This is a genomic window from Rugamonas apoptosis, assembly GCF_014042355.1.
Taxonomy (GTDB): Bacteria; Pseudomonadota; Gammaproteobacteria; order Burkholderiales; family Burkholderiaceae_D; genus Rugamonas; species Rugamonas apoptosis.
Genome location: NZ_JACEZU010000004.1, coordinates 133,459 through 158,310, shown reverse-complemented (window position 1 = coordinate 158,310; position 24,852 = coordinate 133,459). Strand labels below are relative to the sequence as shown.

The window sequence follows — 24,852 nt, the reverse complement described above, 5'->3', positions numbered from 1 at the left end:
GTCCAAATGACAGACCTGACACCGACTTTTACTTTAGCCAGTAGTCCGGCCGCGCGTAGACTTCCTTCAGCATGTCGATGAAAAAGCGCACCTTGGCCGGCAGGTGCCGCTGCTGGGGGTAGACTGCCATGATGTCGTATTGGGGCAGGGCGTAATCGTCCAGCACCGTGATCAGTTCACCCGAGGCCAGTTGCGCCTGGATTTCCCACGATGAGCGCCAGGCCAGACCCAGTCCCTCGGTGGCCCAGCGGTGCAGCAGTTCGCCGTCGTTGCAGTTGAGGTTACCGTCCGCGCGCACGGTGACCTGCTTGCCCTGATCCTGGAAGTACCAGCCCCGTTGCTGGCCGCCCTGCAGATTGAAGGCCAGACAGTTGTGGTTGGCCAGGTCCTCCAGCGTGCGGGGAATGCCGTGGCGCTCGAAGTATTCCGGTGTGCCGCACACCACGCGCCGGTTGCTGGCCAGCTTGACGGCCACAAAACTGGGGTCGATCACGCCGCCGATGCGAATACCCACGTCATACCCATCACGCACCAGGTCCACCACGCGGTCGGTCAGGTTGAACGAAATCTGCACGTCCGGATGGGCGCGCACAAAGCCCGCCGCATGGGGGGCCACATGCTTGCGCCCGAACGCGGCGGGCGCCGACACGGTCAGGTGGCCAGTGGCGCGGTGCCGGCCTTCGGAGACCATGCGGTCCGCATGCCCCAGGTCGGCCAGCAGCTTGCGGCAATGATCGAGATACAGCGTGCCTTGTTCGGTCAGTGTCAGGTGCCGCGTGGTGCGGTGCATCAGCTTCACGCCCAAACGCTTTTCCAGGGCGTCGATGCGGCGGCCCAGCATCACGGGCGTGATGTGCTGGCCCAGCGCGGCGCGCACCAGGCTGCCCTTTTCGGCCACTTCCACGAAGGCTTCGATTTGGGTGAGTTTGTCCATATCCCCATTATTCCACACTTATTCGATATCTCCAGTATCGAATAAAGCGAGAGTTTGTCTTCTTATCAGCGCCGCGTTTTGCCGGTAGCATCCATTCATCAGTCAATCGTCACACATACAAGGGAGTACAGCATGGCACGCATGACGGCAGCGCAGGCAGCAGCGATGGTTCTGGAAAAGGAGGGCGTGAACCAGGTATTCGGCGTACCGGGCGCCGCGATCAACCCATTCTACGCGGCGTTAAAGAAACAGGGCAGCGCCAAGCATATCCTGGCGCGCCACGTGGAAGGCGCCTCACACATGGCCGAGGGTTACACCCGCGCCAAGGCCGGTAACGTCGGCGTGTGCATCGGCACCTCCGGCCCGGCCGGCACGGACATGATCACGGGCCTGTATTCGGCCCAAGCCGATTCCATACCCATCCTCTGCATTACGGGCCAGGCCCCCCGTGCCCGCCTGTACAAGGAGGACTTCCAGGCGGTCGATATCGAATCCATCGCCAAGCCCGTGACCAAGTGGGCCGTGACGGTGCGCGAGCCGGCGCTGGTGCCGATGGTGTTCCAGCAGGCGTTCCACATCATGCGCTCCGGCCGGCCCGGCCCCGTGCTGATCGACCTGCCGTTCGATGTGCAGATGGCGGAGATCGAATTCGATCCGGATACCTACCAGTCGCTGGAAGCCTACAAGCCCAAGGCCACCCGCGCCCAGATCGAAAAAGCGCTGGCCATGCTGAATGAGGCGGACTGCCCGCTGATCACGGCTGGCGGCGGTGTGATCAACGCCAATGCCTCCGAGCTGCTGGTGCAATTCGCCGAGCTGACGGGCATTCCCGTGATTCCGACCCTGATGGCCTGGGGCGCGATTCCCGACGACCACCGGCTGATGGTGGGCATGGTCGGCCTGCAGACCAGCCACCGCTACGGTAACGCGACCTTGCTGGCGTCCGACTTCGTGTTTGGCATCGGCAATCGCTGGGCCAACCGCCACACCGGCTCGATCGAGGTCTACACCAAGGACCGCAAATTCGTCCACATCGATATCGAACCGACCCAGATCGGCCGCGTGTTCGGCCCGGATTTCGGCATCGTGTCCGACGCCGGCGCGGCGCTCAAGCTGATGATCGAGGTGGCCACCGAGTGGAAGGCGGCCGGCAAGCTGAAGGACCGTTCGGCCTGGGTGGCCCAGTGCCAGGACCGCAAGCGCACCATGCAGCGCAAGACCCACTTCGAACAGGTGCCGGTCAAGCCGCAGCGGGTGTACGAGGAGATGAACAAAGCCTTTGGCCGCGATACCTGCTACGTCAGCACCATCGGCCTGTCGCAGATCGCCGCCGCCCAGTTCCTGCACGTATACAACGAGCGCCACTGGATCAACTGCGGCCAGGCCGGCCCGCTGGGCTGGACCATCCCGGCAGCGCTGGGTGTGGCCGCGGCCGACCCGCAGCGCAAGGTGGTAGCCATTTCGGGTGACTACGATTTCCAGTTCATGATCGAAGAACTGGCCGTGGGCGCGCAATTCAAGCTGCCTTATCTGCACGTGGTGGTGAATAACTCCTACCTGGGCCTGATCCGCCAGTCGCAGCGCGGTTTCGACATGGATTACTGCGTGCAGCTTGCGTTTGAAAACATCAATTCGCCGGAATTGAACGGCTACGGCGTCGATCATGTGGCCGTGGTGGAAGGACTGGGCTGCAAGGCGATCCGCGTCACCAACGCCGACGACCTGCCGGCCGCGTTCACCCAGGCCCACGCCTGGATGGAGGAGTTCAAGGTGCCGGTGGTGGTGGAAGTGATCCTGGAGCGCGTGACCAATATCGCCATGGGCGTGGACATCAACAACATCAACGAATTTGAAGAGCTGGCACTGAAGGCCTCTGACGCGCCCACTGCCATCGCGCTGCTCGATTGAACCGCCTCTTACCAGCTACGAAAGGAAGTGAAATGACCAAACTGGCCGCCAATCTGACCATGTTGTTTAACGAAATCCCGTTCCTGGACCGCTTTGAAGCAGCCGCCAAAGTCGGCTTCCAGGGCGTGGAGTTCCTGTTCCCTTATGCCTTCGAGGCCAAGGACCTGGCCCAGCGTCTGGCCGACAACAAGCTGGAACTGGTGCTGCACAACCTCCCGGCCGGTAACTGGGAAGCCGGTGAGCGTGGCATCGCCTGCCACCCGGACCGGGTCGAGGAATTCCGGGCCGGCGTGCATACCGCCATCAGCTACGCCAGGCAGCTGGGCGTAAAGCAGCTTAACTGCCTGGTCGGCATCGTGCCGCCCGGCGTGAGCCTGGAGTCGGCGCACCGCACGGTGGTGGCTAATCTCACCTTCGCCGCCGAAGCGTTGAAGGAGGAGGGCATCCGTTTGCTGATCGAGCCGATCAACACTTTCGATATTCCCGGCTTCTTCCTGTCGCGCACCAGCCAGGCCGCGCGCCTCATTGCGGAAACGGGGTCGGACAACCTGTTCATCCAGTACGACATCTACCACATGCAGCGCATGGAGGGCGAACTGGCCAACACCATCAAGGCCAACCTGCCGCTGATCCGCCACGTGCAACTGGCCGACAACCCCGGCCGCAACGAACCGGGTACGGGCGAGATCAACTACCGCTTCCTGTTCGAGCAGCTGACCGCGTTCGGCTACGACGGCTGGATCGGCTGCGAGTACAAGCCACGCACCAACACGGTCGATGGCCTGGCCTGGCGCGCCGCGCATGGCCTGTAATTGGACGCACCACACATCACACTAGCAAAGGAAAACATCATGTCTCGAGTTGGATTTATTGGCCTGGGTATCATGGGCGCACCAATGGCGCAGCACCTGCAGAACGGCGGCCACAAGCTGTTCCTGCACGATATCAAGAACCCGCCGTTCGCCCTGATCGAAGGCGGCGCCACGGTCTGCACCTCGGCCGCGGAAGTGGCCATGCGGTCGGACATCATCATCATTATGGTTCCGGATACGCCGCACGTGGAAGCGGCCCTGTTTGGCGAAAAAGGCGTGGCCGAAGGGCTGCGTCCGCGCACCATCGTGGTCGACATGAGCTCGATCTCGCCTATCGAAACCAAGAAATTCGCCAAGAAGATCAATGCGCTGGACTGCGAATACCTCGATGCGCCCGTGTCCGGCGGCGAAGTGGGCGCCAAGGCGGCCACGTTGACCATCATGGTGGGCGGCTCGGAGGCGGCCTTCGACATCGTCAAGCCCCTGTTTGAACTGATGGGCAAGAACATCACGCTGGTGGGCGGCAATGGCGACGGCCAGACCACCAAGGTGGCCAACCAGATCATCGTGGCGCTCAACATCCAGGCCGTGGCCGAGGCGCTGCTGTTCGCCTCCAAGGCCGGCGCCGATCCAGCCAAGGTGCGCCAGGCGCTGATGGGCGGCTTCGCCAACTCGCGCATCCTGGAAGTGCACGGCGAGCGCATGGTCAAGCGCACCTTCAACCCCGGCTTCCGCATCGAACTGCACCAGAAGGACTTGAACCTGGCGCTGCAGGGGGCGAAGACGATGGGCGTGTCGCTGCCCAATACGGCCATGGCCCAGGAACTGATGAACGCCTGCGCCGCCAATGGCCTGGGCGGGATGGACCACTCGGCCCTGTGCCGCGCCATCGAGATCATGTCCAACCACCAGATCGCGGAAGCCTGATCGCGTTTCCGACCCTGTCACCTTGCATGCGGCGGCCCGCTTCTCCCTGTGCCTGAGGGCCGCCGCACTTTTTAGAAAGCACACCGGATGAGTACCTTGAATCCACGTCAATTCCTTCTGGACCTGTATGGCAGCGCGGTGGACGCTGTGAGCGCGGCCAAGTGCCTGCCGGCCTATTTGCCGGAACCGCCAGTCAACGGCCGCACGCTGGTGATCGGCGCCGGCAAGGGCGCGGCCGCCATGGCGCGCACCGTCGAACAGCACTGGAAGGGCGAGATCTCCGGCCTGGTCGTCACGCGCTACGAACATGGCGTCGATTGCCAGCGTATTGAAGTGATCGAAGCGGCCCATCCGGTGCCGGACGAAGCGGGCCGGCGCGCGGCCGGCCGCATGATGGAGATGGTGCAGGGCTTGAGCGAGAATGATCTGGTGCTGTGCCTGATTTCGGGCGGCGGCTCCTCGTTGCTGGCCTTGCCCGCGCCCGGCATCACGCTGGAGCAGAAGCAGGCGGTCAACCGCGCGCTGCTCAAGAGCGGCGCCACCATCTCGGAAATGAATTGCGTGCGCAAGCACCTGTCGGCCATCAAAGGCGGCCAGCTGGCGCTGGCCTGCGCGCCAGCGCGCGTGGTCACGTTGCTGATCTCCGACGTGCCGGGCGACGATCCCGGTGTGATTGCCAGCGGCCCCACCTTGCCCGACCCGACCACCTGCGCTGACGCGCTGGCCGTGCTGCGCAAATACGGCATCGAGATTCCCGGCAGCGTGCGCGAGCACCTGGAAACGGGTGCCGGCGAGACGCCCAAGCCGGATGATCCCCGCTTCGCCCGCAACGAGCACCATGTGATCGCCATCGCCCAGGATGCGCTGGAAGCGGCCGCCGTCCATGCGCGGGCAGCCGGCATCACGCCATACATCCTGTCGGATGGCATTGAAGGCGAGGCGCGCGACGTGGCGATCGTCCACGCGGCCATGGCCAGGCAGGTGGCCACGCGCGGCCAGCCGTTCCAGCGGCCATGCGTGATCATCTCCGGCGGTGAAACGACGGTGACGGTGCGCGGTTCCGGGCGCGGCGGACGCAACGCAGAATTCCTGCTCAGCCTCGCGGTGGCGCTGGAGGGCCATCCCGGCATCCACGCCGTCGCCTGCGACACGGACGGCATCGACGGCTCGGAAGACAACGCCGGCGCGCTGTATGCACCGGATTCGCTGGCACGGGCCACGGAACGGAACCTGCGCGCCCGTACGCTGCTGGAAAACAACGACGGCTACGGCTTCTTCAGCGCGCTGGACGACCTGGTGGTAAGCGGACCGACCCGCACCAACGTCAACGACTTCCGCGCCGTGCTGGTGCTGTAAATCCCGCGACGCCACAACAAAATACACAACGGAGACACTATGCGACGTCAACGCCAGGCCAAGATCGTGGCCACGCTCGGCCCAGCCACCAGTACCAAAGAGGCGATCAAGGCCCTGTTCGACGCGGGAGCGGACGTTTTCCGCTTCAATTTCAGCCACGGCAGCCATGCCGACCACCAGGCCCGCTGCGACATCGTACGCGAGATCGAACGCGAAGCAGGGCGGCCGATCGCCATCCTGGCCGACCTGCAAGGCCCCAAGCTGCGCGTAGGCCAGTTCGCGGCCGGTAAGGTGACGTTGGCCGAAGGAGCCGAATTCACGCTGGACCGCGATCCGACTCCCGGTGACAGCCAGCGCGTATGCCTGCCGCACCCGGAGCTGTTCGAGGTGATCGACGCCGGCCAATCGCTGCTGCTGGACGACGGCAAGCTGCGGCTGGCGGTAGTGGGCCGCAGCGCCGACAAGCGTTCTATCCTGACCCGCGTGGTGACGGGCGGCGTGCTGTCGGACCGCAAGGGCGTCAATGTGCCCGACGTGGTGCTGCCGATTCCTGCGCTGACGGAGAAGGACTTGCGTGATCTGGACTTCGCGCTTGACATGGGCGCGGACTGGGTGGCGCTGTCGTTCGTGCAGCGGCCGGAAGACCTGCATCAGGCGCGCGCCATCATCGGCGAGCGGGCCGCTTTGCTGGCCAAGCTGGAAAAGCCGGCCGCGCTGGACGGGCTCGATGCCATCGTGGCTGCTTCCGACGCGGTGATGGTAGCACGCGGCGACCTGGGCGTGGAACTGCCGCCCGAGCGCGTGCCGGGCGTGCAGAAGCGTATCCTGCGCACCTGCCGCCAGCACGGCAAGCCGATCGTGATCGCGACCCAGATGCTGGAATCGATGATTACGTCTCCGGTGCCCACCCGCGCCGAGGCGTCCGACGTGGCCAGCGCCATCTACGACGGCGCGGATGCCGTGATGCTGTCGGCCGAATCGGCCAGCGGCGCTTATCCCACGGCGGCTGTCAGCATCATGGACCGCATCATTCGCGAAGTGGAGAAAGATCCGCTGTACCGGCAGATGATCGAAGCGCAGAACCAGGCGCCACTGCCCAACAGCGGCGACGCGATTTGCTCGGCCCTGCGCGACGTGACCGGCATCCTGGGCGCCGTGGCCACGGTGACCTACACCAGCTCCGGCCACACCAGCCTGCGCGCGGCGCGCGAGCGGCCCATGGCGCCCATCCTGAGCATCACGCCCAACCTGTCCACGGCGCGCATGCTGGCGCTGGCGTGGGGTGTGCATACCACCGTCAGTCCCGACGTGCGCAATGAAGACCGCATGGTGGCGGCGGCTTGCCAGGCCGCGCTGGCGGAAGGTTTCGCCAAGCCGGGCGACCAGATCGCCATCACGGCGGGGGTGCCGTTCGGCCAGCCGGGTAGCACCAATCTGCTGCGCATCGCCCGGATCTGGCCCAACCAGGACGCGGCCGCTGCCTGATGCGGTCCCCGCTGGCCGGCATAGGTCAAATCTACTTCCAGTCGTCGCCCCTGTTTGGCTTGCTGCTGCTCGGGTGCCTGTACCTGAGCGCGCCCGCGCTGGCCGCCGGCTGCTTGCTGGGTGTGTGCGCGGCCAGCGGCACTGCCTGGACCCTGGACTATCCGCAGGCGGAGCGGGAGGCGGGCCAGTACGGCTTCAACGGCGCCTTGAGCGGCGTGGGCCTGTGCGCCGCATGGCAATTCAACGTCGCGCTGCTATGCTGGATCGCGCTGGCCGGCATGGCGACCGCCCTGCTGACCCGCGCCATGACGCGCTGGGGCTGGCCGCCGCTGACCTTCCTGTTCGTGCTGGTCATGTGGTTATCCACCGCCGCCGGGCCGGCGCTGGGTTTGACGTCGAGGATGTCTGAAGTTGGCGCGGGCTGCGGCATGGCGTCGCCCGGTTATGCGTTCTGTGTCATCGGGCAGGCCAGCTTTGTGGGCGCGGCGGCGCCCGGGTTGCTGTTATGGCTGGCGCTGGCCCGCGGGCGCAAACATCTTGGTGCGTGGGGCCTGGCCGGCGGGGGCCTGGCGTGGGCCGTGCTTTCGTTGGCGTCACTGGCGCTGCCCGCCGCGCCGGTGGCCGCTGTCGCCACGGCGGCCGGCGCCAACAGTGCCCTGACGGCACTGGGCTTGTCCGTGCACGAGCGCCACTGGCGCTGGCGATGCCTGGGCGCTGTCACCAGCATCGGCCTGTGCGCGTGCTTCGCGGCGTTGGGCCTGGATTTCTACACTCTCCCGTTTGTGCTGAGCGTCTGGCTGGTGCTGGCCGTGACGGCGCAAAATGATGTTGCTTAATTAATGTTGGCATGACAATATTGTCGAGCCCGCCAGGGCGTGACTAACCTGATCGAAAGGATTGTTATGTGGACGCATGAAGAGAGCATGGAGACGACAGCCACGCCGGCCCAGGTGTGGCGCTTGTTCGCTGACGTCGCAGGCTGGAAGCAGTGGAACGCCGGCATCGAGCGCATCGCCATTCACGGCCCGTTCGCGCGCGGCACCACCTTCGACATGCAACCACCCGGTTCCGAACCCTTCACCAGCACCTTGCTGGATGTGGAGGAGAACATCGGCTTCACCGATGAAACGGTGATCGATGGAACGCGGGTGGTGGTCCATCACGGCATCGCCGTCGTCGCGCCCGGCCGCACGCGGGTGGTGTACCGCACCGAAATCACGGGTCCGGCGGCGGCCGAATTCGGTCCCATGGTGACGGGCGACTTCCCTGACGTGCTGCAAGCACTGAAGCGCCGGCTGGAACAGGGGGCCTGAGCAGCGGCGCTTGATCTGATGCTGTTGCTATGGCAATTTTTTCGTGGCAGCATGACTGCATAGTGCCGCGTTCCAGCGGCCGCCACGCCGACCCAGGCCGGAGGAGCGAACAACCATGAACGCCACGCGCACCAAGACGCTGCTCGACTATGTCTACGGCCACGAGCAGGCCACCCCGGATCAGGTTTACCTGACCCAGCCCACCGGCGGCGGCCAGGTGATCGACTACACCTGGGCGCAATGCATGGATCAGGCGCGCCGCTTGGCCGCCCACTTGCTGTCGCTCGGGCTGCCGCCGGCCAGCCATATCGCCATCCTGTCGAAGAACTGCGCGCACTGCTTCATGGCGGAACTGGCGATCTGGATGGCCGGTTACGCGACGGTGGAGATCTTTCCCACCGAGGAGCCGGAGACGATACAGTTCGTGCTGGAACACAGCGAGAGCAAGCTGCTGTTCGTGGGCAAGCTCGATAACTGGGCGCACCAGGCCAGCGGCGTGCCGGCGGCCATGCCGCGCATCGCCTTTCCGCTGGCGCCGCCCAACGCGGGCGCGCAGTGGGACGCGCTGGCGGCGGCCCAGTCGCCATTGCCTGGCCAGCCGGCGCGCGCCGGGGACGACCTGGCCATGCTGGTGTACACCTCCGGCTCCACCGGCCAGCCCAAGGGCGTGATGCACTGCTTCGCCAACGTGACGCGGGCGGCCGAGATCATGGCCGAGACCATCGCCTGTGGCCCCGACGACCGCTACCTGTCCTACCTGCCGCTGGCCCACGTCGTCGAACGTTCATACATCGAATGCTGCAGCATGGTGGCGGGCTGCCATGTGTACTTCGCCGAAAGCCTGAACACCTTCGTCGAGGATATCAAGCGTGCCCGGCCCACCTTGTTCCTGTCCGTGCCCCGCTTGTGGCTCAAGTTCCAGCTCGGGGTGTTCGAGAAGATCCCGCCCAAGGTGCTGAACACGCTACTGGCGATTCCGCTGGTAGGCAAGGTGCTGGGACGCAAAGTATTGTCCGGGCTGGGACTGGAGCATGTGCGGCTGGCCGGTAGCGGTTCCGCACCCACGCCGCCGGAACTGATCGCCTGGTATCGCAGCCTGGGCCTGAACTTGATGGAAGGTTATGGCATGAGCGAGGACTTCGCGCTGTCGCACATTTCCACGACCGAGCACCATGCGCCAGGCTACGTTGGCATCCCGTTCGATGGGGTGGAAGTGCGCATCAGCGACGACCATGAAGTGCTGATCAAATCGCCGGGCCGCATGGTGGGTTACTACAAGCGCCCGGAGTTGGACGCGGAGAGCTTCACGGCGGATGGTTTTTTCCGTACCGGCGACCAGGGCGAACGGCGTGAGGACGGCTTGCTCAAGCTGACCGGGCGGCTGAAGGAGGTATTCAAGACGGCCAAGGGCAAATACGTGGCACCGGCGCCGATCGAAAACCTGATCAACGCGCATCCATTGGTCGAGCAATCGATGGTGACCGGCGTGGGCCAGCCGGCCGCCTACGCGCTGGTGGTGCTGAGCGAGCACTTGCGGGGCCAGTTGGGCGATCCGGCCGAACGCATGCGGGTGGAACAGGAACTGGTGTTGATGCTCAAGGACGTCAACGCCCAGTTGCCCAGCTACGAGCGCCTGCAGATGCTGGTGGTGGCCCACGATCCCTGGTCGATCGAAAACGGCTGCCTGACCCCCACCATGAAGATCAAGCGCCGCCAGATCGAAGCGCAGGCATCCGAGCGCATGGCCGGCTGGTATGGCGAGCAGCGCGCCGTGGTGTGGGCATAAGCGCGCCGCCCTCAGTCTGACCATGCGGCGCGCGCCGCTCTGGCCACGGGCGGCCAGTCGCGGTAGCCACTCGCTCTTCGCTCAGTCCTGGCGCTGGTGCACGGCCTTGCCGGCGGCGTAGGTGGCGGCCACGGTGCGGTCGTCGCCCAGCAGTGCGATGGCGAACAGCAGTTCCTCCAGGCTGTCGGTGCGCTCGGTGCGGCGCGCCAGCAGCGGCGTCGCTTTTGGATCGAGCACGACGAAATCTGCTTCCGTGCCGGGAGCGAAATTGCCGATCGTTCCTTCCAGTTGCATGCTGCGTGCGCCTCCCAGCGTGGCCAGGTAGAACATGCGCATGGCTTGCAGGTAGGTGCCGCCCATGCGGGCCACCTTGTAGGCTTCGTTCATCGTCTGCAGCATGGAGAACGAGGTGCCGCCGCCCACGTCGGTGGCCAGCGACAGCGGCACTTGCGCTGCGTCGGCACGCTCGAAGTCGAACAGGCCGCTGCCCAGGAACAGGTTGGAGGTGGGGCAGATCGAGATGGCGGACTGGGTGGCGGCCATGCGGGTGCGGTCGGCGTCGTCCAGCCAGATGCAGTGCGCGTACATGGAGCGCGGCCGCAGCATGCCGTAATGGTCATACACGTCCATGTAGCTGCGGGCGTTGGGGAACAGTGATTTGACCCAGGCCACTTCGTCCGTGTTCTCGGCCACATGGGTTTGCAGGAAGGTGTCCGGGTAAGCCTTGGCCAGTGCGCCGGCCAGCTCAAGCTGGGCCTCCGTGGACGTGGGGGCGAAGCGTGGCGTGATGGCGTACAACTGGCGGCCCCGCTTGTGCCATCGCTTGATCAGTTCCTCACTTTCCCGCACGCCCGATTCGGCCGTGTCGCGCAGGAAGTCGGGGCAATTGCGGTCCATCAGGACTTTGCCGGCCACCATGCGCAGGTTGCGCTTTTCGCTCTCGCCGAAGAAGGCGTCCACCGATTGCGGGTGCACGGTGCAGTAGACCATGGCGGTGGTGGTGCCGCACCGGGTCAGCTCGTCGAGGAAGAAGCTGGCGACGTTGGTGGCGTGGGCCGGGTTGGCGAACTTGCGCTCGGTGGGGAAGGTGTATTTCTCCAGCCATGGCAGCAGGCCGGGCGCGGGCGAGGCGATCATGTCTGTCTGCGGATAATGCACATGGGTGTCGATGAAACCAGGCGTGATCAACTTGCCGCGGTAGTCATGCACGGGTGTGCCCTCGGGCAGCAGGTGCACCAGTTGGGCGTAGTCGCCGGCCAGGTGGACCTTGCCGTCGTTGACGATCAGCAGGCCATCCTCGTGCCAGTGATGGGCGTTGGCGTGGTAGGCCGGGTCGTCGTTAAAGTGCAGCAGGCTGGCGCGGTAAGCCTGAAAGGTGGAGGTGTTTGCCATGATGTTTCCAAAATTTCGATAGTGCGTGACGCAGGTGGTCGCTGAAGGCCGGCGCGAAGGCGCGCGGGGCCATCTGTCCTTGATGGTGTTGAAGCTAGCGCGGGGGCTAGTGGGATGTACAGCGATGCGGCGCTCCCGCCCCGGCGCTGCCGGAGAGTGAGTGCGCCTGCCTGGTGGGCGAATTGGAAGAAATCAGGCGATGCATATGGTGTCCTGTGCTGGCGTGTCGGCCGGTGCCGCTTTCGTTTGCGCTGGCGAGGCAAGGGCGGCGGCTTCCCACACTTGCATCAGCTGGGCCGCCACCGATACGGCGATGACGGCGGGCGCCTTGTCGCGAATGCCGGGCAGGCCGATCGGGCAGGTCATGTCCGCCAGGCGTTCGGCTGGGATGCCCCGCTCGCGCAGGCGGCGTTCGAATTGTACACGCTTGGTGGCCGATCCGATCAGGCCGAACCACGTAAAGTCGCTGCGGCGCAGGATATGCTCGGACAGGTGCTGGTCCAGCACGTGGCTGTGGGTGAGCACCAGGAAGGTGGCGCCAGCGGGCGCTTCCGCCACCACGGCTTCCGGCGTGTCGGTCGCTTCAATGCGCACATTGGCGGGCAGGGCGGACGGGAACATGTCCTCCCGTTCGTCGATCCACACCACCTGGCACGGCAATTCGGCCAGCGCGCGCACGATGGCCGCGCCCACGTGCCCGGCGCCGAACAGGTACAGGCGGGGGCGATAAGGCAGACAGGAATCGACCAGCCATTGGCGGCCCGCGTCGTCCGGTCGCAGTGTGCAGGCCACGCCGGGGGCGGGCGGGGGCAGCAGCGCCGGGCCGTTGCCGGACAGGCGCAGGCCGGCCGCGTCATAGATACTGGCCGCGTCCGTGGACCCCAGCGGCAGCAGGCGCCAGCTGTCCAGTCCTTCGTTTTTGCGTTGGACCAGCACGGCGAAATGGGCATCGGCTTCCGGCAGGATCCGTTCGAACGCCAGATGCACCACGCCGCCGCAGCACTGGCCCAGGCTGGGGCCGAGCGGGAAGCGTTCCAGCCGCCGTTCCGCCGCCAGCACACCGGCCGGCATGGCCAGCATTTCGCGGGCGATGTCGGTGGCGCGCATCTCCAGGTGGCCGCCGCCGATGGTGTCGTAGGCGCCATCATGGGTGATGAGCATCTTGGCGCCCGGTTCGCGCGGCGCCGAACCGGCCACCTGCGCCACCGTCACCAGCACGCTTGGTTCGGCCAGCGCGGCGGAGGCCACCAGGGCGTCAGTCGGAGGAGACATTGCGTTGGCCATGTCGGTCAGCCTTGCGCCAGTTCCTGCACGGCGCTGATGGCGTTCAGGATCGCTTCGCTGGTGGCGGGCGCGCGCAGCGGCGGGTTGAACTTGTGGTTCGCCACGCTGGAGCAGGCATCGCGGATCGCCAGGAACACGGAGAACGGCAGCAGCAGCGGCGGTTCGCCAACCGCCTTGGAACGGTGGATGCTGTCGGTCACGTTGCGGTTCTTGAACAGGCGGATATCGAAGTCCTCCGGGCAGTCGGACACGCCGGGGATCTTGTAAGTCGATGGCGCGTGCGTCATCAGCTTGCCGCCCGCATTCCACCACAGTTCCTCGGTGGTGAGCCAGCCCATGCCCTGGATGAAAGCACCTTCCACCTGGCCTATGTCGATCGCCGGGTTGAGCGACTGGCCCGCGTCGTACAGGGCGTTCACTTTCAGCAGCTTCCATTCGCCGGTCAGTGTATCGACCACCACTTCCGACACGGAAGCGCCGTAGGCATAGTACGAGAATGGATTGCCGCTCATGGTTTTCGGGTCCCAGTGCAGGCCGGGTGTGGCGTAGAAGCCGTCCGACCACAGCTGCACGCGGGCCATGTAGGCCTTTTGCACCAGCTCGGGGAAGGGTACGGCGGCGCCGTTCACCATGATCTGGCCAGCCTCGAAGCGCACGTCTTCCACGCTGCCGCCATGCAGTTTGACGGCGAATTCGGCCAACCGCTGGCGGATCGTGTGGGCCGCATCCTGCGCGGCCTTGCCGTTCAGGTCCGCGCCCGTCGAAGCGGCCGTGGCCGACGTGTTGGCGACCTTGCTGGTGTTGGTGGCGCTGGCGCGCACCAGGTCCATGCCTATGCCCAGTTCATGCGCCACCACCTGGCACACCTTGGTGTTGATGCCCTGGCCCATCTCGGTGCCGCCGTGATTGACCAGCACCGAGCCGTCCGTGTACACGTGCACCAGCGCGCCGGCCTGGTTGAAGTGGGTAACGTTGAAAGCGATGCCGAACTTGACCGGCGTGAGCGCCAGGCCGCGCTTCAGCACCGGGCTGGTGGCGTTGAAAGCGTTGATCTCGTCGCGGCGCTTGCGGTAGTCGCTCTCGCTGACCAGTTGTTCCACCAGTTCGTGGATCACGTTGTCGACGATCTTCTGGCCGTATTGGGTGACGTTGCGGCCTTCCTCATCGTTGCGGCCGTAGAAGTTCACCTTGCGCACGTCCAGTGCATCCATGCCCAGGTTGCGTGCGATCTCGTCCACGATGTACTCAATGGCGATGGCGCCCTGCGGGCCGCCGAAACCACGGAAGGCCGTGTTGGACTGCGTGTTGGTCTTGCCGCACATGGCGCGGATATCGACGTCGCCCAGGTAGTAGGTGTTATCGAAGTGGCATACGGCGCGGGTGGCCACCGGGGCCGACAGGTCGGCCGAGTAGCCGGCGCGCGACACCATCTGCACCTTGGCGGCGCTGATGCGGCCATCGTCGCCGTAGCCGATCTCGTACTCGTAATAGAAACAGTGGCGTTTGCCGGTCACCATCATGTCGTCGTCGCGGTCGGCGCGCAGCTTGACGGGGCGCTTCAGGCGCGCGGCCGAGATGGCGGCGCAGGCGGCCCACAGCGCCGACTGCGATTCCTTGCCGCCGAACGCGCCACCCATGCGGCGGCATTCCACCACGATGTCGTGCGAATGGCGGTGCAGGGCGTGGGCCACCACGTGCTGCATTTCGGTCGGGTGCTGGGTCGAGCAGTAGACGTGCATGCCGTCGCCTTCCTTCGGCACGGCGTAGGCGATCTGGCCTTCCAGGTAAAACTGCTCCTGGCCGCCCACGTGCAGTTCGCCCTTGAGGCGGTGCGTTGAGCGCTCGAACGCCGCCTGCGCATCGCCGCGCGCCAGGTGCATGGGCGGTACCACGAACGATTGCGCGTCACGGGCCGCTTGCGGGGTCAGGATGGCAGGCAGTTCCTCGTATTCGATCACGGCCTTGCGGGCGGCGCGGCGCGCCTGCTCGTGGCTCTTGGCGACCACGATGAAGATCGGCTGGCCGATATACTGCACCAGTCCCGGCGACAGGATAGGGTCGTCGTGGATGATGGGGCCGCAGTCGTTGGTGCCGGGGATGTCCTTGTGGGTGTACACGGCCACCACGCCCGGCATGCGGCGAACCGGTTCCAGGTCCATGGACAGGATGTTGGCGTGCGCCTTGGACGACAGGCCCAGCGCGGCGTGCAGCGTGCCTTGCGCTTCGGCGATGTCGTCGGTGTAAGTGGCTTCGCCCAGCACATGCAGCACCGCCGATTCATGCTTGTGGGGCTTGCCCACTTCGGCCCAGGCCATAGGCACTTCCTGGGTCAGGAAAGCTTCCGTTTTGCTGTTCATGCTGCGGCGCCTCCTTCAGCGTAGTTGAATGCATTGATGGACTGGATGGGCATGGCGCCGTCCGGGCGCGTCTCCAGCCAGAAGCGGCGCAACAGGTTCTGTGCCGTTTTCATGCGGTAGTCGGCGCTGGCGCGCATGTCCGTCAATGGTGTGTAGTCCTTGCCCAGGGCGGCCATCGCCAGTCGCAGGTTCTCTTCGTTCCAGGGCTTGCCGTTCAGGGCCGCTTCCGCCAAAGGTGCGCGGCGCGAAGTGGCGGCCATGCCGCCGTAGGCGATGTGGGCATCGCTCACGTTGCCGGCATCGTCCAGCGTGATGGCGTAGGCGCCGCACACGGCGGAAATGTCCTGGTCGTAGCGCTTGGCCAGCTTATAGGTGCGGAACTGGACGCCGGCGCGGGGCAGTGGAATGCGCACGGCTTCCACGAACTCGCCCGGTTGCCAGTCCTTCTTCATGTAATCGAGGTAGAACTTCTCCAGCGGCAGTATGCGCTGGCCTTGTGCGCCGCGCAGTACGATCTGCGCGCCCAGCGCGATCATCCATGGCGCCGAGTCGCCGATGGGCGAGCCGTTGGCGACGCTGCCGCCCAGCGTACCCGTGTTGCGAATCGGCTGGGAGGCGAAGCGCTGCCACATTTCCGTCAGCTCGTCCTTGTAGTGTTCGCACACGGCGCCATAAGCATCATTCAGGTTGACGGCGGCGCCGATGTGCAGCATGCCGTCGCGTACGTCCAGCTCGTGAAGTTCCTTGACCATGCGGACGTAGATCATGTTGCCCAGGTCGCGCATCTGCTTGGTGACCCACAGGCCCACGTCGGTGGAGCCGGCCACGATGGTGGCGCTGGGTTTTTCGGCACGCAGGGTAGCCAGTTCGGCCAGCGTCCGGGGCGCGTAGAAAGTCTGGCCGTCGTGGCTGTAGCTGAACATGGCGTCACGCTGGAGCGCTTGCAGCGCCGTCTTGAGCGAGGCGCGGTCGAATTGGACGGCGGGCAGCTCGCCCATGCGGCGTGCGGCGTCGATGATGGGGCGGTAGCCGGTGCAGCGGCACAGGTTACCGGACAGCGTTTCGTCGATGGTCTTGCGGCAGGGCGCGCCCGATTGGCCTTCCTGCTTCAGGTACAAGCTCCACAGGGACATGGCGAAGCCGGGGGTGCAGAAGCCGCATTGCGAGCCGTGGCATTCGACCAGCGCTTCCTGCACGGGATGCAGGGCGCCATCGGCCTGTTGCAGGTCTTCCACGGTGAACACGGCCTTGCCGTCCAGCGTGGGGACGAACTGGATGCAGGAATTCACCGACTGCATGGCCACTTCGCCGTTGGGCTGAAGTTCGGCCACCACCACGGTGCAGGCGCCGCAATCGCCTTCGGCGCAGCCCTCCTTGGTGCCGGTGCAGTGCAGGTCTTCCCGCAGGTGCTGGAGCAGGGTACGGGTCGGTGCGCCTTGCGCGACGGTGTGGACTTCGCCCCGGTAGAAAAATCGAATAGGTTCTGACATGGATGCTCCGCGCTGTTGAACTGATGCTGTTTACACAGGTTAGCAGCCAGCGGCCCACACACCAATATCGGGGCCGCCATGGCTACTATGTTCAATTGATTATAGAAATCTGTTTATGTATCGCTGAATGCTGATAAAACGGTACCGCGATGTCAGGATTTCGCTTTGAAGTTGCGCAGGAAGTCCAGGAATACCTGGGCCGACACCTCGGCATCGTCGGCCGTCATGGTTTCCAGCGGATTGTGGCTGATGCCGCCGTTGCCGCAGCGCGTGAACAGCATGGCCACATCCGTCATGCGGGCCAGCGCCATGGCGTCGTGGCCGGCGCCGGACGGCAGCTCGAATACTTCCACGCCGGCCCGTTCGGTGGCGGCGGCGAATTGGCGCACCAGCCATGGCGCGCATGGCGCGGCCGGCGCGGACATGATCTTGGTGACCTTGATTTCCACCTGGCGGCGGGCGCAGATGGCTTCGGCCTGGTTCAGGATGTCCGTCACGGCCGCGTCGCGGGTGGCGTCGTCGGCGGCGCGGATATCGAGCGACAGCTTGCAGGCGCCCGGAATCACGTTGACGGAACCATCTGGCACCTGCAACTGGCCCACGGTACCCACCAGCGACGGCGCCTGGCCGGCGCGCTGCTCGACGAACAGCACGATTTCGGCGGCAGCGGCGGCGGCGTCCTTGCGCATAGTCATGGGCGTGGTGCCCGCATGGCTGGCCAGGCCGGTCAGCTCAACCTGGTAGCGGCAACTGCCGGCGATGGAACTGACCACGCCCACGGGCAGGTCACGGTTCAGCAGCACGGGGCCTTGTTCGATGTGGACTTCCACAAAGGCCAGCACGTCTTCCGGCTTGCGGCCGATGGTGGGGATCTTCGTCACGTCGTGACCCGCCTCCGTCAGGGCCTGGCGCATGGTGATGCCTTGCGCGTCGGTCTTGTCCAGCAGCGCCATGTCGAACTGGCCGATGACGGCGTTACTGCCCAGGAAAGTACTCTGGTAACGCACCCCTTCCTCTTCGCAGAAACCGATGATCTCCAGGTGGAAGGGCAGCCGTTCACCCCGTTCGTGCAGGTATTTGACGACGGCGATGGGCAGCAGGATGCCTTCGCGGCCATCGTACTTGCCGCCGTTACGCACCGTGTCGTAGTGGGAGCCGGTCAGCAGGGACTTGGCGCCGGGCCGGTCCGACAGGTAGCGTCCCACCACGTTGCCGACCGGGTCGATGTGGACTTCCATGCCCGCTTTCGTCATCCACTCGGCCAGTTGGGCCGCCGTTTTCCGGTGGGCGGGGGTCATGTAGGCGCAAGTCAGGTTGTCGGGATCGTCGCTCCATGCGCCGATGACTTCCGACCACGCCATGATGGTGGGGCCAAAATGGAATGGCTGGTCCATCAGCAGGTTCAGGCGCATGGCGGCGATGCGGCCGATCTGGCGCAGGCATTCGGCCAGTTCGTCGTCGCGCTGGGCGCGCAGCCGGCGCGAGAAGTGGGCGATGATCTCCTGGCGCGTCAGGCCGTTGCCGGTCGGCCCTTTCACCGCGAGGATGAAGGGGAAACCGAAGCGCGCGTTGTATTCCGCGTTGAGGCGATGCAGGGTCGCCAGTTCCTCCGGGCTGCACTGGGTCAGGCCGGCCTTGGCCTGTTCGCCCGTCGATTCAGCCGTCAGCGTGCCGGCCAGCGCGGCCTTGCCGGCCAGTTCCGGGTGGGCGCGCACCAGGCCCAGTTGTTCTTCGACGGTGGCGCGGCGCACCACCCGTTCCAGCGCCTGTTTGAGGGCGGTCACGGTGGCGTAGGGACGGCCGGCGGCGGCGCGTTCGGGTATCCAGGGCGAATGTTCGTACAGACCGTGCAGCAGGCGGGTGAATTCCTCGGCGGCGCACTGGTTCAGGTGTTCGAGAGTGATCGTCATTTTGTTGTGCAGGCGGCCCCACCAGCCTGTCTCCTCAGCTATGGTGACCGGCGCATGGGACCTGGCGCCGGCCTTGGTATATGAAGAATAGTATAGGCACGGCGGGGCTGATATATAAGCAACTGAACATAGGGAGGTTCAGCATGCGGATATGGCAAGTGTTGCCCGCTCGCCACGGCCATAGCCAATTCGGGACGTAACGCAAATTCAATTCGGGACGTAACACCAATTGACACCAATTAAGGCAGATGCCCCAGCTCTTAAATGTGTTACGTCCCGAATTAGTTTATTTGCCGCTCAGGGCGGCGGCGGCCTGCGTGATCTGGTCGCGCAGCCATTTGTGCTCGGGCGCCTGATGCACGCGCTCGTGCCACAGCTGGTAGAAACGCATCGGCGGGAAGCGCAGCGGCACCGTGAAAACCTTGATCGGCAGGTTGCGCTCGTAGAAGCGGAGATATTGGCGGCCCGTGGTCAGCACCAGGTCCGTTTGCGTGAGCATGTGCGGAATCAGGCTGAAATAGGCCGATTCCACCATCACATTGCGTTCCAGCCCATGCTCGGCCAGGAAGCTGTCGATCACGCCGTGGAAACCGGGCAGCGTGGGTGAGGGCGCCACGTGCGGCAGGTTCAGGTAGTCGTCCACCGTCATCTCGTTGGCGTCGGTGCGCTTGGCGTACGGCGAATCGGCGCGCATGGCGCACACGATAGGGTCTTCGAACAGGCGTGACAGGTGCAGATGCTCGGGTGGCTCCTGCCAGTTGCCGATGATGAGGTCCAGATCGCCGTCCGACAGCATGCGGATCGAGTCCACTTCCGCCCCCAGGCTCTGGATGACGATGCGGCTTTTGGGCGACTCGCGTCGCAAACGCGCCACAACCGTCGGCAAAAACTGGATATCGAGGTAGTCCGGCGCACCGATGCGGAAGGTGCGGCTTTCCTCCATCGAGGCGAACGGCGTTTTCTGTAAAAACAGCTGCCCCACTTCATCGAGGATGCGCTTGGCGGGCAGCTTCAAGCTCTCGCCGTGCTGGGTCGGGACCATGCCCCGGCCACCCCGCACCAGCAGCGGATCGCCCGTCAATTCACGCAGTTTGCGCAGCGAGGCGGAGATGGAGGGCTGCGGCTGATCCAGCTTGAGCGCCACGCGCGACACGTTCTTCTCGCACAGCAGCAGGTACAGGATGCGGATCAGGTGCAGGTCTAAATGATCGGGTAATTGGGCCATGACTTTATCTGTGTATAACTTTTTTCCTATTTTTAATATACGTCCATTCCAATGTGAAAGGCCAGAATTAGTTTTATCGTTCATGCCATACCACGCACCGCAGTGCGTGGTCTTCACATCGGTCGCAGCGGAGCTCTCAACAGTTCGCGGCCAACAGGGACCAAGTCCCAATCGTCTGGAGCGCCCGCGGTGGCAGACGAGCTTAAATCCAATCAAGAGGAAGACATGGAACTGCTCGCATACGGCGTGGACTGGCTCAATCTAATGGTGCGTTGGCTGCACCTGATCACGGGGATCGCCTGGATAGGCGCGTCCTTCTACTTTGTCTGGCTCGACAACAGCATCCGTCCGCCCAAACCCGGTTCCGACCTGGCCAAAAAAGGCGTGTCGGGCGAATTGTGGGCCGTGCACGGCGGCGGCTTCTACAACCCGCAGAAATACCTGGTGTCGCCGGCCGAGCTGCCGTCGGACCTGCACTGGTTCAAATGGGAAGCGTATGCCACCTGGCTGTCCGGCTTCTCGCTGCTGTTCATTGTCTATTACTTCAATGCCTCGGCCATGATGATCGACAAGTCCGTGGCCGATCTAAGCCAGGGCCAGGCCATCGCCGTTGGCCTGGGCAGCCTGCTGTTCGGCTGGATCGTGTACGACGGCTTGTGCCGCTCGCCGCTGGGCAAGCGCGAAGGCTTGCTGGCCATCGTCATGTATGTGTTCATCGTCGCCATGGCCTACATCCTCACGCACTTCCTCAGTGGCCGCGCCGCCTACATCCACGTGGGCGCCATGATCGGCACCATGATGGTCGGGAATGTGCTGATGCTGATCATCCCCGGCCAGCGCAAGCTGGTGCAGGCGATGGAACGGGGCGAATCGCCCGATCCTATCCATGGCAAGAAGGCCAAGCAACGCTCGGTGCACAACAACTACTTCACGCTGCCCGTGCTGCTCATCATGATCAGCAACCACTACGCCATGACCTACAGCCACGCCTATAGCTGGGCGCTGCTGGGCGCCATCATCGCCGCCGGCGTGTTGATCCGCCACTTCTTCAACCTGCGCCACCATGGCCGCACGGCTTGGGGCTTCCCGGCCGCCGGCTGCGCCATCCTGCTGGCCGTGGCCATCGTGATCGCCCCGCATCCCGTGGCACGTGCAGCGCAAGTGGCCCAGGGGGGCGTGAGCGGCGACGAACATGCCGGCGCCGTGGCCGCGCCGGAGTTCGGCCGGGTGCAAGCCATCATCAACCAGCGTTGCGTGAGCTGCCACTCGGCCACCCCGACCCAGCCCGGCTTCGCCACGGCGCCGGCCGGCATCATGCTCAACACCCCTGAGCAGATCCACCAGAACGCGGCCAAGGTCAACCAGCAAGCCGTGGTGCTGAAAGCTATGCCGATCGGGAACATGACCAACATCACGCCGGAAGAACGCGCCGAAATCGGTGCCTGGTTCGCGGCCGGCGCCAACTGAGCGCCTCACAACTAATCAAGAGATCAATCATGACAACGACAACCATCAACGGATTTAACCTGACGGCGGCCCAAGTGGTGGCCGTGGCGCGCGACCACAGCATCGAAGTGAACCTGGCCGCGTCCTCGCGCGCGGCCCTGAAGGAAAGCCGCGACTACATCGAATCGACCTGGATGCACGATGAAGCGCCCATGATGTACAGCTTTAACACGGGCGTGGGCATGCTCAAGGACACCCGCGTCAAGGTACAGGACATCAACTTGTTCCAGACCCAGTTGATCAAGGCCCACGCGGCCGGCATGGGCGAGCCGTTCCCGGAGGAGGTGAGCCGCGCCACCATGCTGCTGCGCGCTAACGCCTTCGCCAGCAACTACTCGGCGCCGCGCGTCGAGGTGGTGGACCGGCTGCTGGCCTTCGTCAACGCCGGCATCCACCCCATCATGCCGCAAAAGGGTTCCGTGGGCGCGTCCGGTGACCTGGCGCCGCTGTCCTACCTGGCCGCCGCTATCTGCGGCTTCGAACAGGCCGAGGTGATGTACCGGGGCGAGCGCATGTCGGCGCCGGCGGCCATTCGCGCCTCGAACGTGGGGCCGGTGGAATTCGAACTGAAGGCCAAGGACGCGTCGGCCCTGATCAACGGCTGCACCGTGTCGCTGGCCGTGGCCCTGCTGGCGGCCGACGATGCGCGCAATCTGCTGTCGGACGCCTGTCTGTCGCTGGGCCTGACGCTGGAAGCCATGCGGGCCGAGATGTCGGCCTTTGATCCGCGCATCCACACGGCGCGCCCGCACGCGGGGCAGATCAAGACGGCGGCCATCGTGCGCAACCTGCTGGAAGGTTCCACCCGCACCACCCATGAGGCGCGCGCCGTGCAGTTCCCCGAGGAGCTGCGCCGCACCGATATCCCGTACACGGCCCGCATCCAGGACGTCTACTCGCTGCGCTGCGCGCCGCAGGTGTACGGCCCCGTGTTCGATGCACTGGACTACATCGACACCATTATCGACAAGGAAGTCAATTCGGCCACCGACAATCCGCTCATCTTCAGCAAGGACGAAGGCGGTTTCGAGATCATCTCCGGCGGTAATTTCCATGGCCAGTACCTGGCGCAGGCCATGGACTTGCTGGCCATGGCCGTGGCGGACCTGGGCAGCATCGTCGAACGGCGCGTGGCACGGCTGATCGATCCCACGCTGTCGTGGGGCTTGCCGCGCAACCTGATGTCGGGCGTGCGCGGCGTGAACACGGGCTATCCGGTGGTGCAATGCTCGCTCAGTTCCCTCGTGATGGAAAACCGCACCCTGTGCATGCCCGGCAGCGTGGATTCGATTCCGGCCAAGGGCAACAGCGAAGACCACGTGTCCAACTCCACCTGGTGCGCCCGCAAGGCCGCCGTTGTGGTATCGAACACACAATACATCGTCGGCGTGGAGATGTTATTGGCGGCCCAGGCGCTGACCATGACGGAACACCTGCTGCCCGGTTTCGTGCTGGGCAAGGGCACGGCCGCCGCCTACGCTTCGGTGCGCAGCCAGATCCCGGCCTGCCTCGATGGCGACCGCTGGTTCCACGACGACATCGACATGGCGCGCTCCTTCGTCACCACGGGCTCGGTGCGCAAGGCCGTCGAAGCACAGATTGGACAATTCGTATAAACCAGCTGGTCACAAGATAAGAGGAGGGCTGGGAGGGGCGGGCGCCGTACACCATGCGGCGTGCCCCGGCTGTTATGGGATATAGCAGATAGCAAGTATGTCGTCACCCGTACATGGCGTGGCGGCTGCTGGGATAAGGTCATACCAGATCATCGCCGGTTGTTCCCTTGTTTAATCGGCGCATGGCTAAAGCAGTACTAAAACAGAACATGGAGACAAAAATGTTGTTACTCGAGAAATTCTTCAAACTGAAGGAAAACGGGACGGACGTGCGCACCGAACTGGTCGCCGGCCTCACCACTTTCCTGACCATGGCGTATATCATCTTCGTCAATCCCTCCATCCTTGGCGACGCCGGCATGCCCAAAGGCGCCGTGTTTGTCGCCACCTGTGTGGCGGCCGCATTGGGCTGCCTGGTCATGGGCCTGTATGCGAACTATCCGATCGCACTGGCGCCGGGGATGGGGCTGAACGCCTACTTTGCCTATGTGGTCGTCAAAGGCATGGGCATGCCGTGGCAGATGGCGCTGGGCGCCGTGTTCATTTCGGGCTGTCTGTTCCTGTTCGTCAGCGTGTTCAAGCTGCGCGAAATGATCGTGAACGGCATACCGCATTCCATCCGCACCGCCATCACGGTCGGCATCGGTCTGTTCCTGGGGCTGATCTCGCTCAAGAGCGCCGGCATCGTGGTGGCCAATCCTGCCACTCTGGTGGGCGTGGGCAACTTGCATTCGGCGCCCGTGATCCTGGCCATCGTCGGCTTCTTCCTGATCGTGGCGCTGGACAAGCTGAAAGTAAAAGGCGCCATCCTGATCGGCATCCTGGCCGTGACGGTGCTGAGCTTCTTCTTTGGCGGTAACCAGTTCAACGGCATCGTCTCGACGCCGCCCACGCTGGAACCAACCATCTTCAAGCTGGACGTGATGGGCGCAGTGTCGGTGGGGCTGCTGAACGTGGTGCTGGTGTTCTTCCTGGTGGAGCTGTTCGACGCCACCGGCACCCTGATGGGCGTGGCCAACCGGGCCGGCCTGCTGGTCAACGGCAAAATGGAACGCCTGAACAAGGCGCTTCTGGCTGACAGCTGCGCCATCGTCGCCGGTTCCATGCTGGGCACCTCCAGCACCACGGCTTACATCGAAAGTGCGGCCGGCGTGCAAGCGGGCGGGCGCACCGGTTTGACTGCCGTCGCTGTCGCCGTGCTGTTTCTGGCGGCCCTGTTCATCTCGCCGCTGGCGGGCGTGGTGCCAGCCTACGCCACCGCACCGGCCCTGCTGTATGTGGCTTGCCTGATGCTGCGCGAACTGGTCGACATCGACTGGAGCGACACCACCGAAAGCGTGCCAGCGGCCATCGCGGCGCTGACCATGCCGTTCACGTACTCGATCGCCCTGGGCGTGGCCTTTGGCTTCATCTCCTATGCGGTGTTGAAGCTGCTGACCGGCCGTGTGCGCGAAGTGCGCCCCGTGATCTGGGCGATCGCCTGCGTGTTCACCTTCAAGTTCGTCTACCTCGGCGCAGGCTGAGGCGGCGAAGCACTTTCCCCCTAGCGGT

General features: G+C 64.6%; 18 protein-coding genes. 11 read left to right on the top strand and 7 right to left on the bottom strand.

The window, feature by feature from the left end:
• Positions 1-28: 28 nt before the first annotated feature.
• Complete coding sequence (locus H3H39_RS09995) at positions 29-934, bottom strand: LysR family transcriptional regulator (protein ID WP_182153227.1); 906 nt, start codon at positions 932-934, stop codon at positions 29-31.
• Between the two features lie 132 nt (positions 935-1,066).
• Between H3H39_RS09995 and gcl the strand changes: the two genes are divergently transcribed.
• The 8 genes from gcl to H3H39_RS09955 all read left to right on the top strand — a co-directional run bounded on the left by gcl (position 1,067) and on the right by H3H39_RS09955 (position 10,521).
• Positions 1,067-2,842 (top strand): glyoxylate carboligase, encoded by a 1,776-nt coding sequence (gcl, locus tag H3H39_RS09990; protein WP_182153226.1) that lies wholly within the window; start codon positions 1,067-1,069, stop codon positions 2,840-2,842.
• 32 nt (positions 2,843-2,874) lie between these two features.
• Complete coding sequence (gene hyi, locus H3H39_RS09985; RefSeq protein WP_182153225.1) at positions 2,875-3,654, top strand: hydroxypyruvate isomerase; 780 nt, start codon at positions 2,875-2,877, stop codon at positions 3,652-3,654.
• A gap of 39 nt (positions 3,655-3,693) precedes the next feature.
• A complete protein-coding gene (locus H3H39_RS09980; RefSeq protein WP_182153224.1) occupies positions 3,694-4,581 on the top strand; it encodes a 2-hydroxy-3-oxopropionate reductase in 888 nt (295 codons plus the stop codon).
• Positions 4,582-4,668: 87 nt separating this feature from the next.
• Positions 4,669-5,937 (top strand): glycerate kinase type-2 family protein, encoded by a 1,269-nt coding sequence (locus tag H3H39_RS09975; protein WP_182153223.1) that lies wholly within the window; start codon positions 4,669-4,671, stop codon positions 5,935-5,937.
• Between the two features lie 39 nt (positions 5,938-5,976).
• Positions 5,977-7,422, top strand: coding sequence for a pyruvate kinase (gene pyk, locus H3H39_RS09970; RefSeq protein ID WP_182153222.1), 1,446 nt, complete (start codon positions 5,977-5,979; stop codon positions 7,420-7,422).
• The gene (locus tag H3H39_RS09965; RefSeq protein WP_182153221.1) at positions 7,422-8,258 is read left to right on the top strand and encodes an urea transporter; all 837 of its coding nucleotides are present in this window, start codon (positions 7,422-7,424) and stop codon (positions 8,256-8,258) included. The genes pyk and H3H39_RS09965 overlap by 1 nt, the downstream gene beginning before the upstream one ends.
• 66 nt (positions 8,259-8,324) lie before the next feature.
• Positions 8,325-8,735, top strand: a complete 411-nt coding sequence (locus H3H39_RS09960) for an SRPBCC family protein (RefSeq protein WP_182153220.1) — start codon at positions 8,325-8,327, stop codon at positions 8,733-8,735.
• Between the two features lie 115 nt (positions 8,736-8,850).
• A complete protein-coding gene (locus tag H3H39_RS09955) occupies positions 8,851-10,521 on the top strand; it encodes an AMP-binding protein (RefSeq protein WP_182153219.1) in 1,671 nt (556 codons plus the stop codon).
• Between the two features lie 81 nt (positions 10,522-10,602).
• Here the strand turns inward: H3H39_RS09955 and guaD are convergent, their stop codons facing one another.
• The 6 genes from guaD to H3H39_RS09925 all read right to left on the bottom strand — a co-directional run bounded on the left by guaD (position 10,603) and on the right by H3H39_RS09925 (position 20,179).
• Entirely contained in the window at positions 10,603-11,913 is a 1,311-nt protein-coding gene (gene guaD / locus H3H39_RS09950; protein ID WP_182153218.1) for a guanine deaminase, read from the bottom strand.
• A gap of 192 nt (positions 11,914-12,105) precedes the next feature.
• The gene (xdhC, locus tag H3H39_RS09945) at positions 12,106-13,185 is read right to left on the bottom strand and encodes a xanthine dehydrogenase accessory protein XdhC (RefSeq protein ID WP_182153217.1); all 1,080 of its coding nucleotides are present in this window, start codon (positions 13,183-13,185) and stop codon (positions 12,106-12,108) included.
• A 17-nt stretch (positions 13,186-13,202) separates the two neighbouring features.
• Positions 13,203-15,554 carry a xanthine dehydrogenase molybdopterin binding subunit gene (gene xdhB / locus H3H39_RS09940; protein WP_182153216.1) on the bottom strand — a complete coding sequence of 784 codons (2,352 nt, stop codon included), beginning with the start codon at positions 15,552-15,554 and terminating at the stop codon, positions 13,203-13,205.
• A complete protein-coding gene (xdhA, locus tag H3H39_RS09935; RefSeq protein WP_182153215.1) occupies positions 15,551-17,044 on the bottom strand; it encodes a xanthine dehydrogenase small subunit in 1,494 nt (497 codons plus the stop codon). The genes xdhB and xdhA overlap by 4 nt, the downstream gene beginning before the upstream one ends.
• 152 nt (positions 17,045-17,196) lie before the next feature.
• Positions 17,197-18,954, bottom strand: coding sequence for an allantoate amidohydrolase (locus H3H39_RS09930; protein WP_182153214.1), 1,758 nt, complete (start codon positions 18,952-18,954; stop codon positions 17,197-17,199).
• Between the two features lie 286 nt (positions 18,955-19,240).
• Positions 19,241-20,179: a LysR family transcriptional regulator gene (locus H3H39_RS09925; protein ID WP_182153213.1), complete on the bottom strand. Its 939-nt coding sequence runs from the start codon at positions 20,177-20,179 to the stop codon at positions 19,241-19,243.
• A 225-nt stretch (positions 20,180-20,404) separates the two neighbouring features.
• Here H3H39_RS09925 and H3H39_RS09920 point away from each other — a divergent pair, with 225 nt between their 5' ends.
• From H3H39_RS09920 to H3H39_RS09910, 3 genes are all read left to right on the top strand, one after another.
• Positions 20,405-21,646, top strand: a complete 1,242-nt coding sequence (locus tag H3H39_RS09920; RefSeq protein ID WP_182153212.1) for a urate hydroxylase PuuD — start codon at positions 20,405-20,407, stop codon at positions 21,644-21,646.
• A 29-nt stretch (positions 21,647-21,675) separates the two neighbouring features.
• A complete protein-coding gene (locus H3H39_RS09915) occupies positions 21,676-23,301 on the top strand; it encodes an HAL/PAL/TAL family ammonia-lyase (RefSeq protein WP_182153211.1) in 1,626 nt (541 codons plus the stop codon).
• A gap of 221 nt (positions 23,302-23,522) precedes the next feature.
• Entirely contained in the window at positions 23,523-24,824 is a 1,302-nt protein-coding gene (locus H3H39_RS09910) for an NCS2 family permease (RefSeq protein ID WP_182153210.1), read from the top strand.
• Positions 24,825-24,852 lie beyond the last annotated feature (28 nt).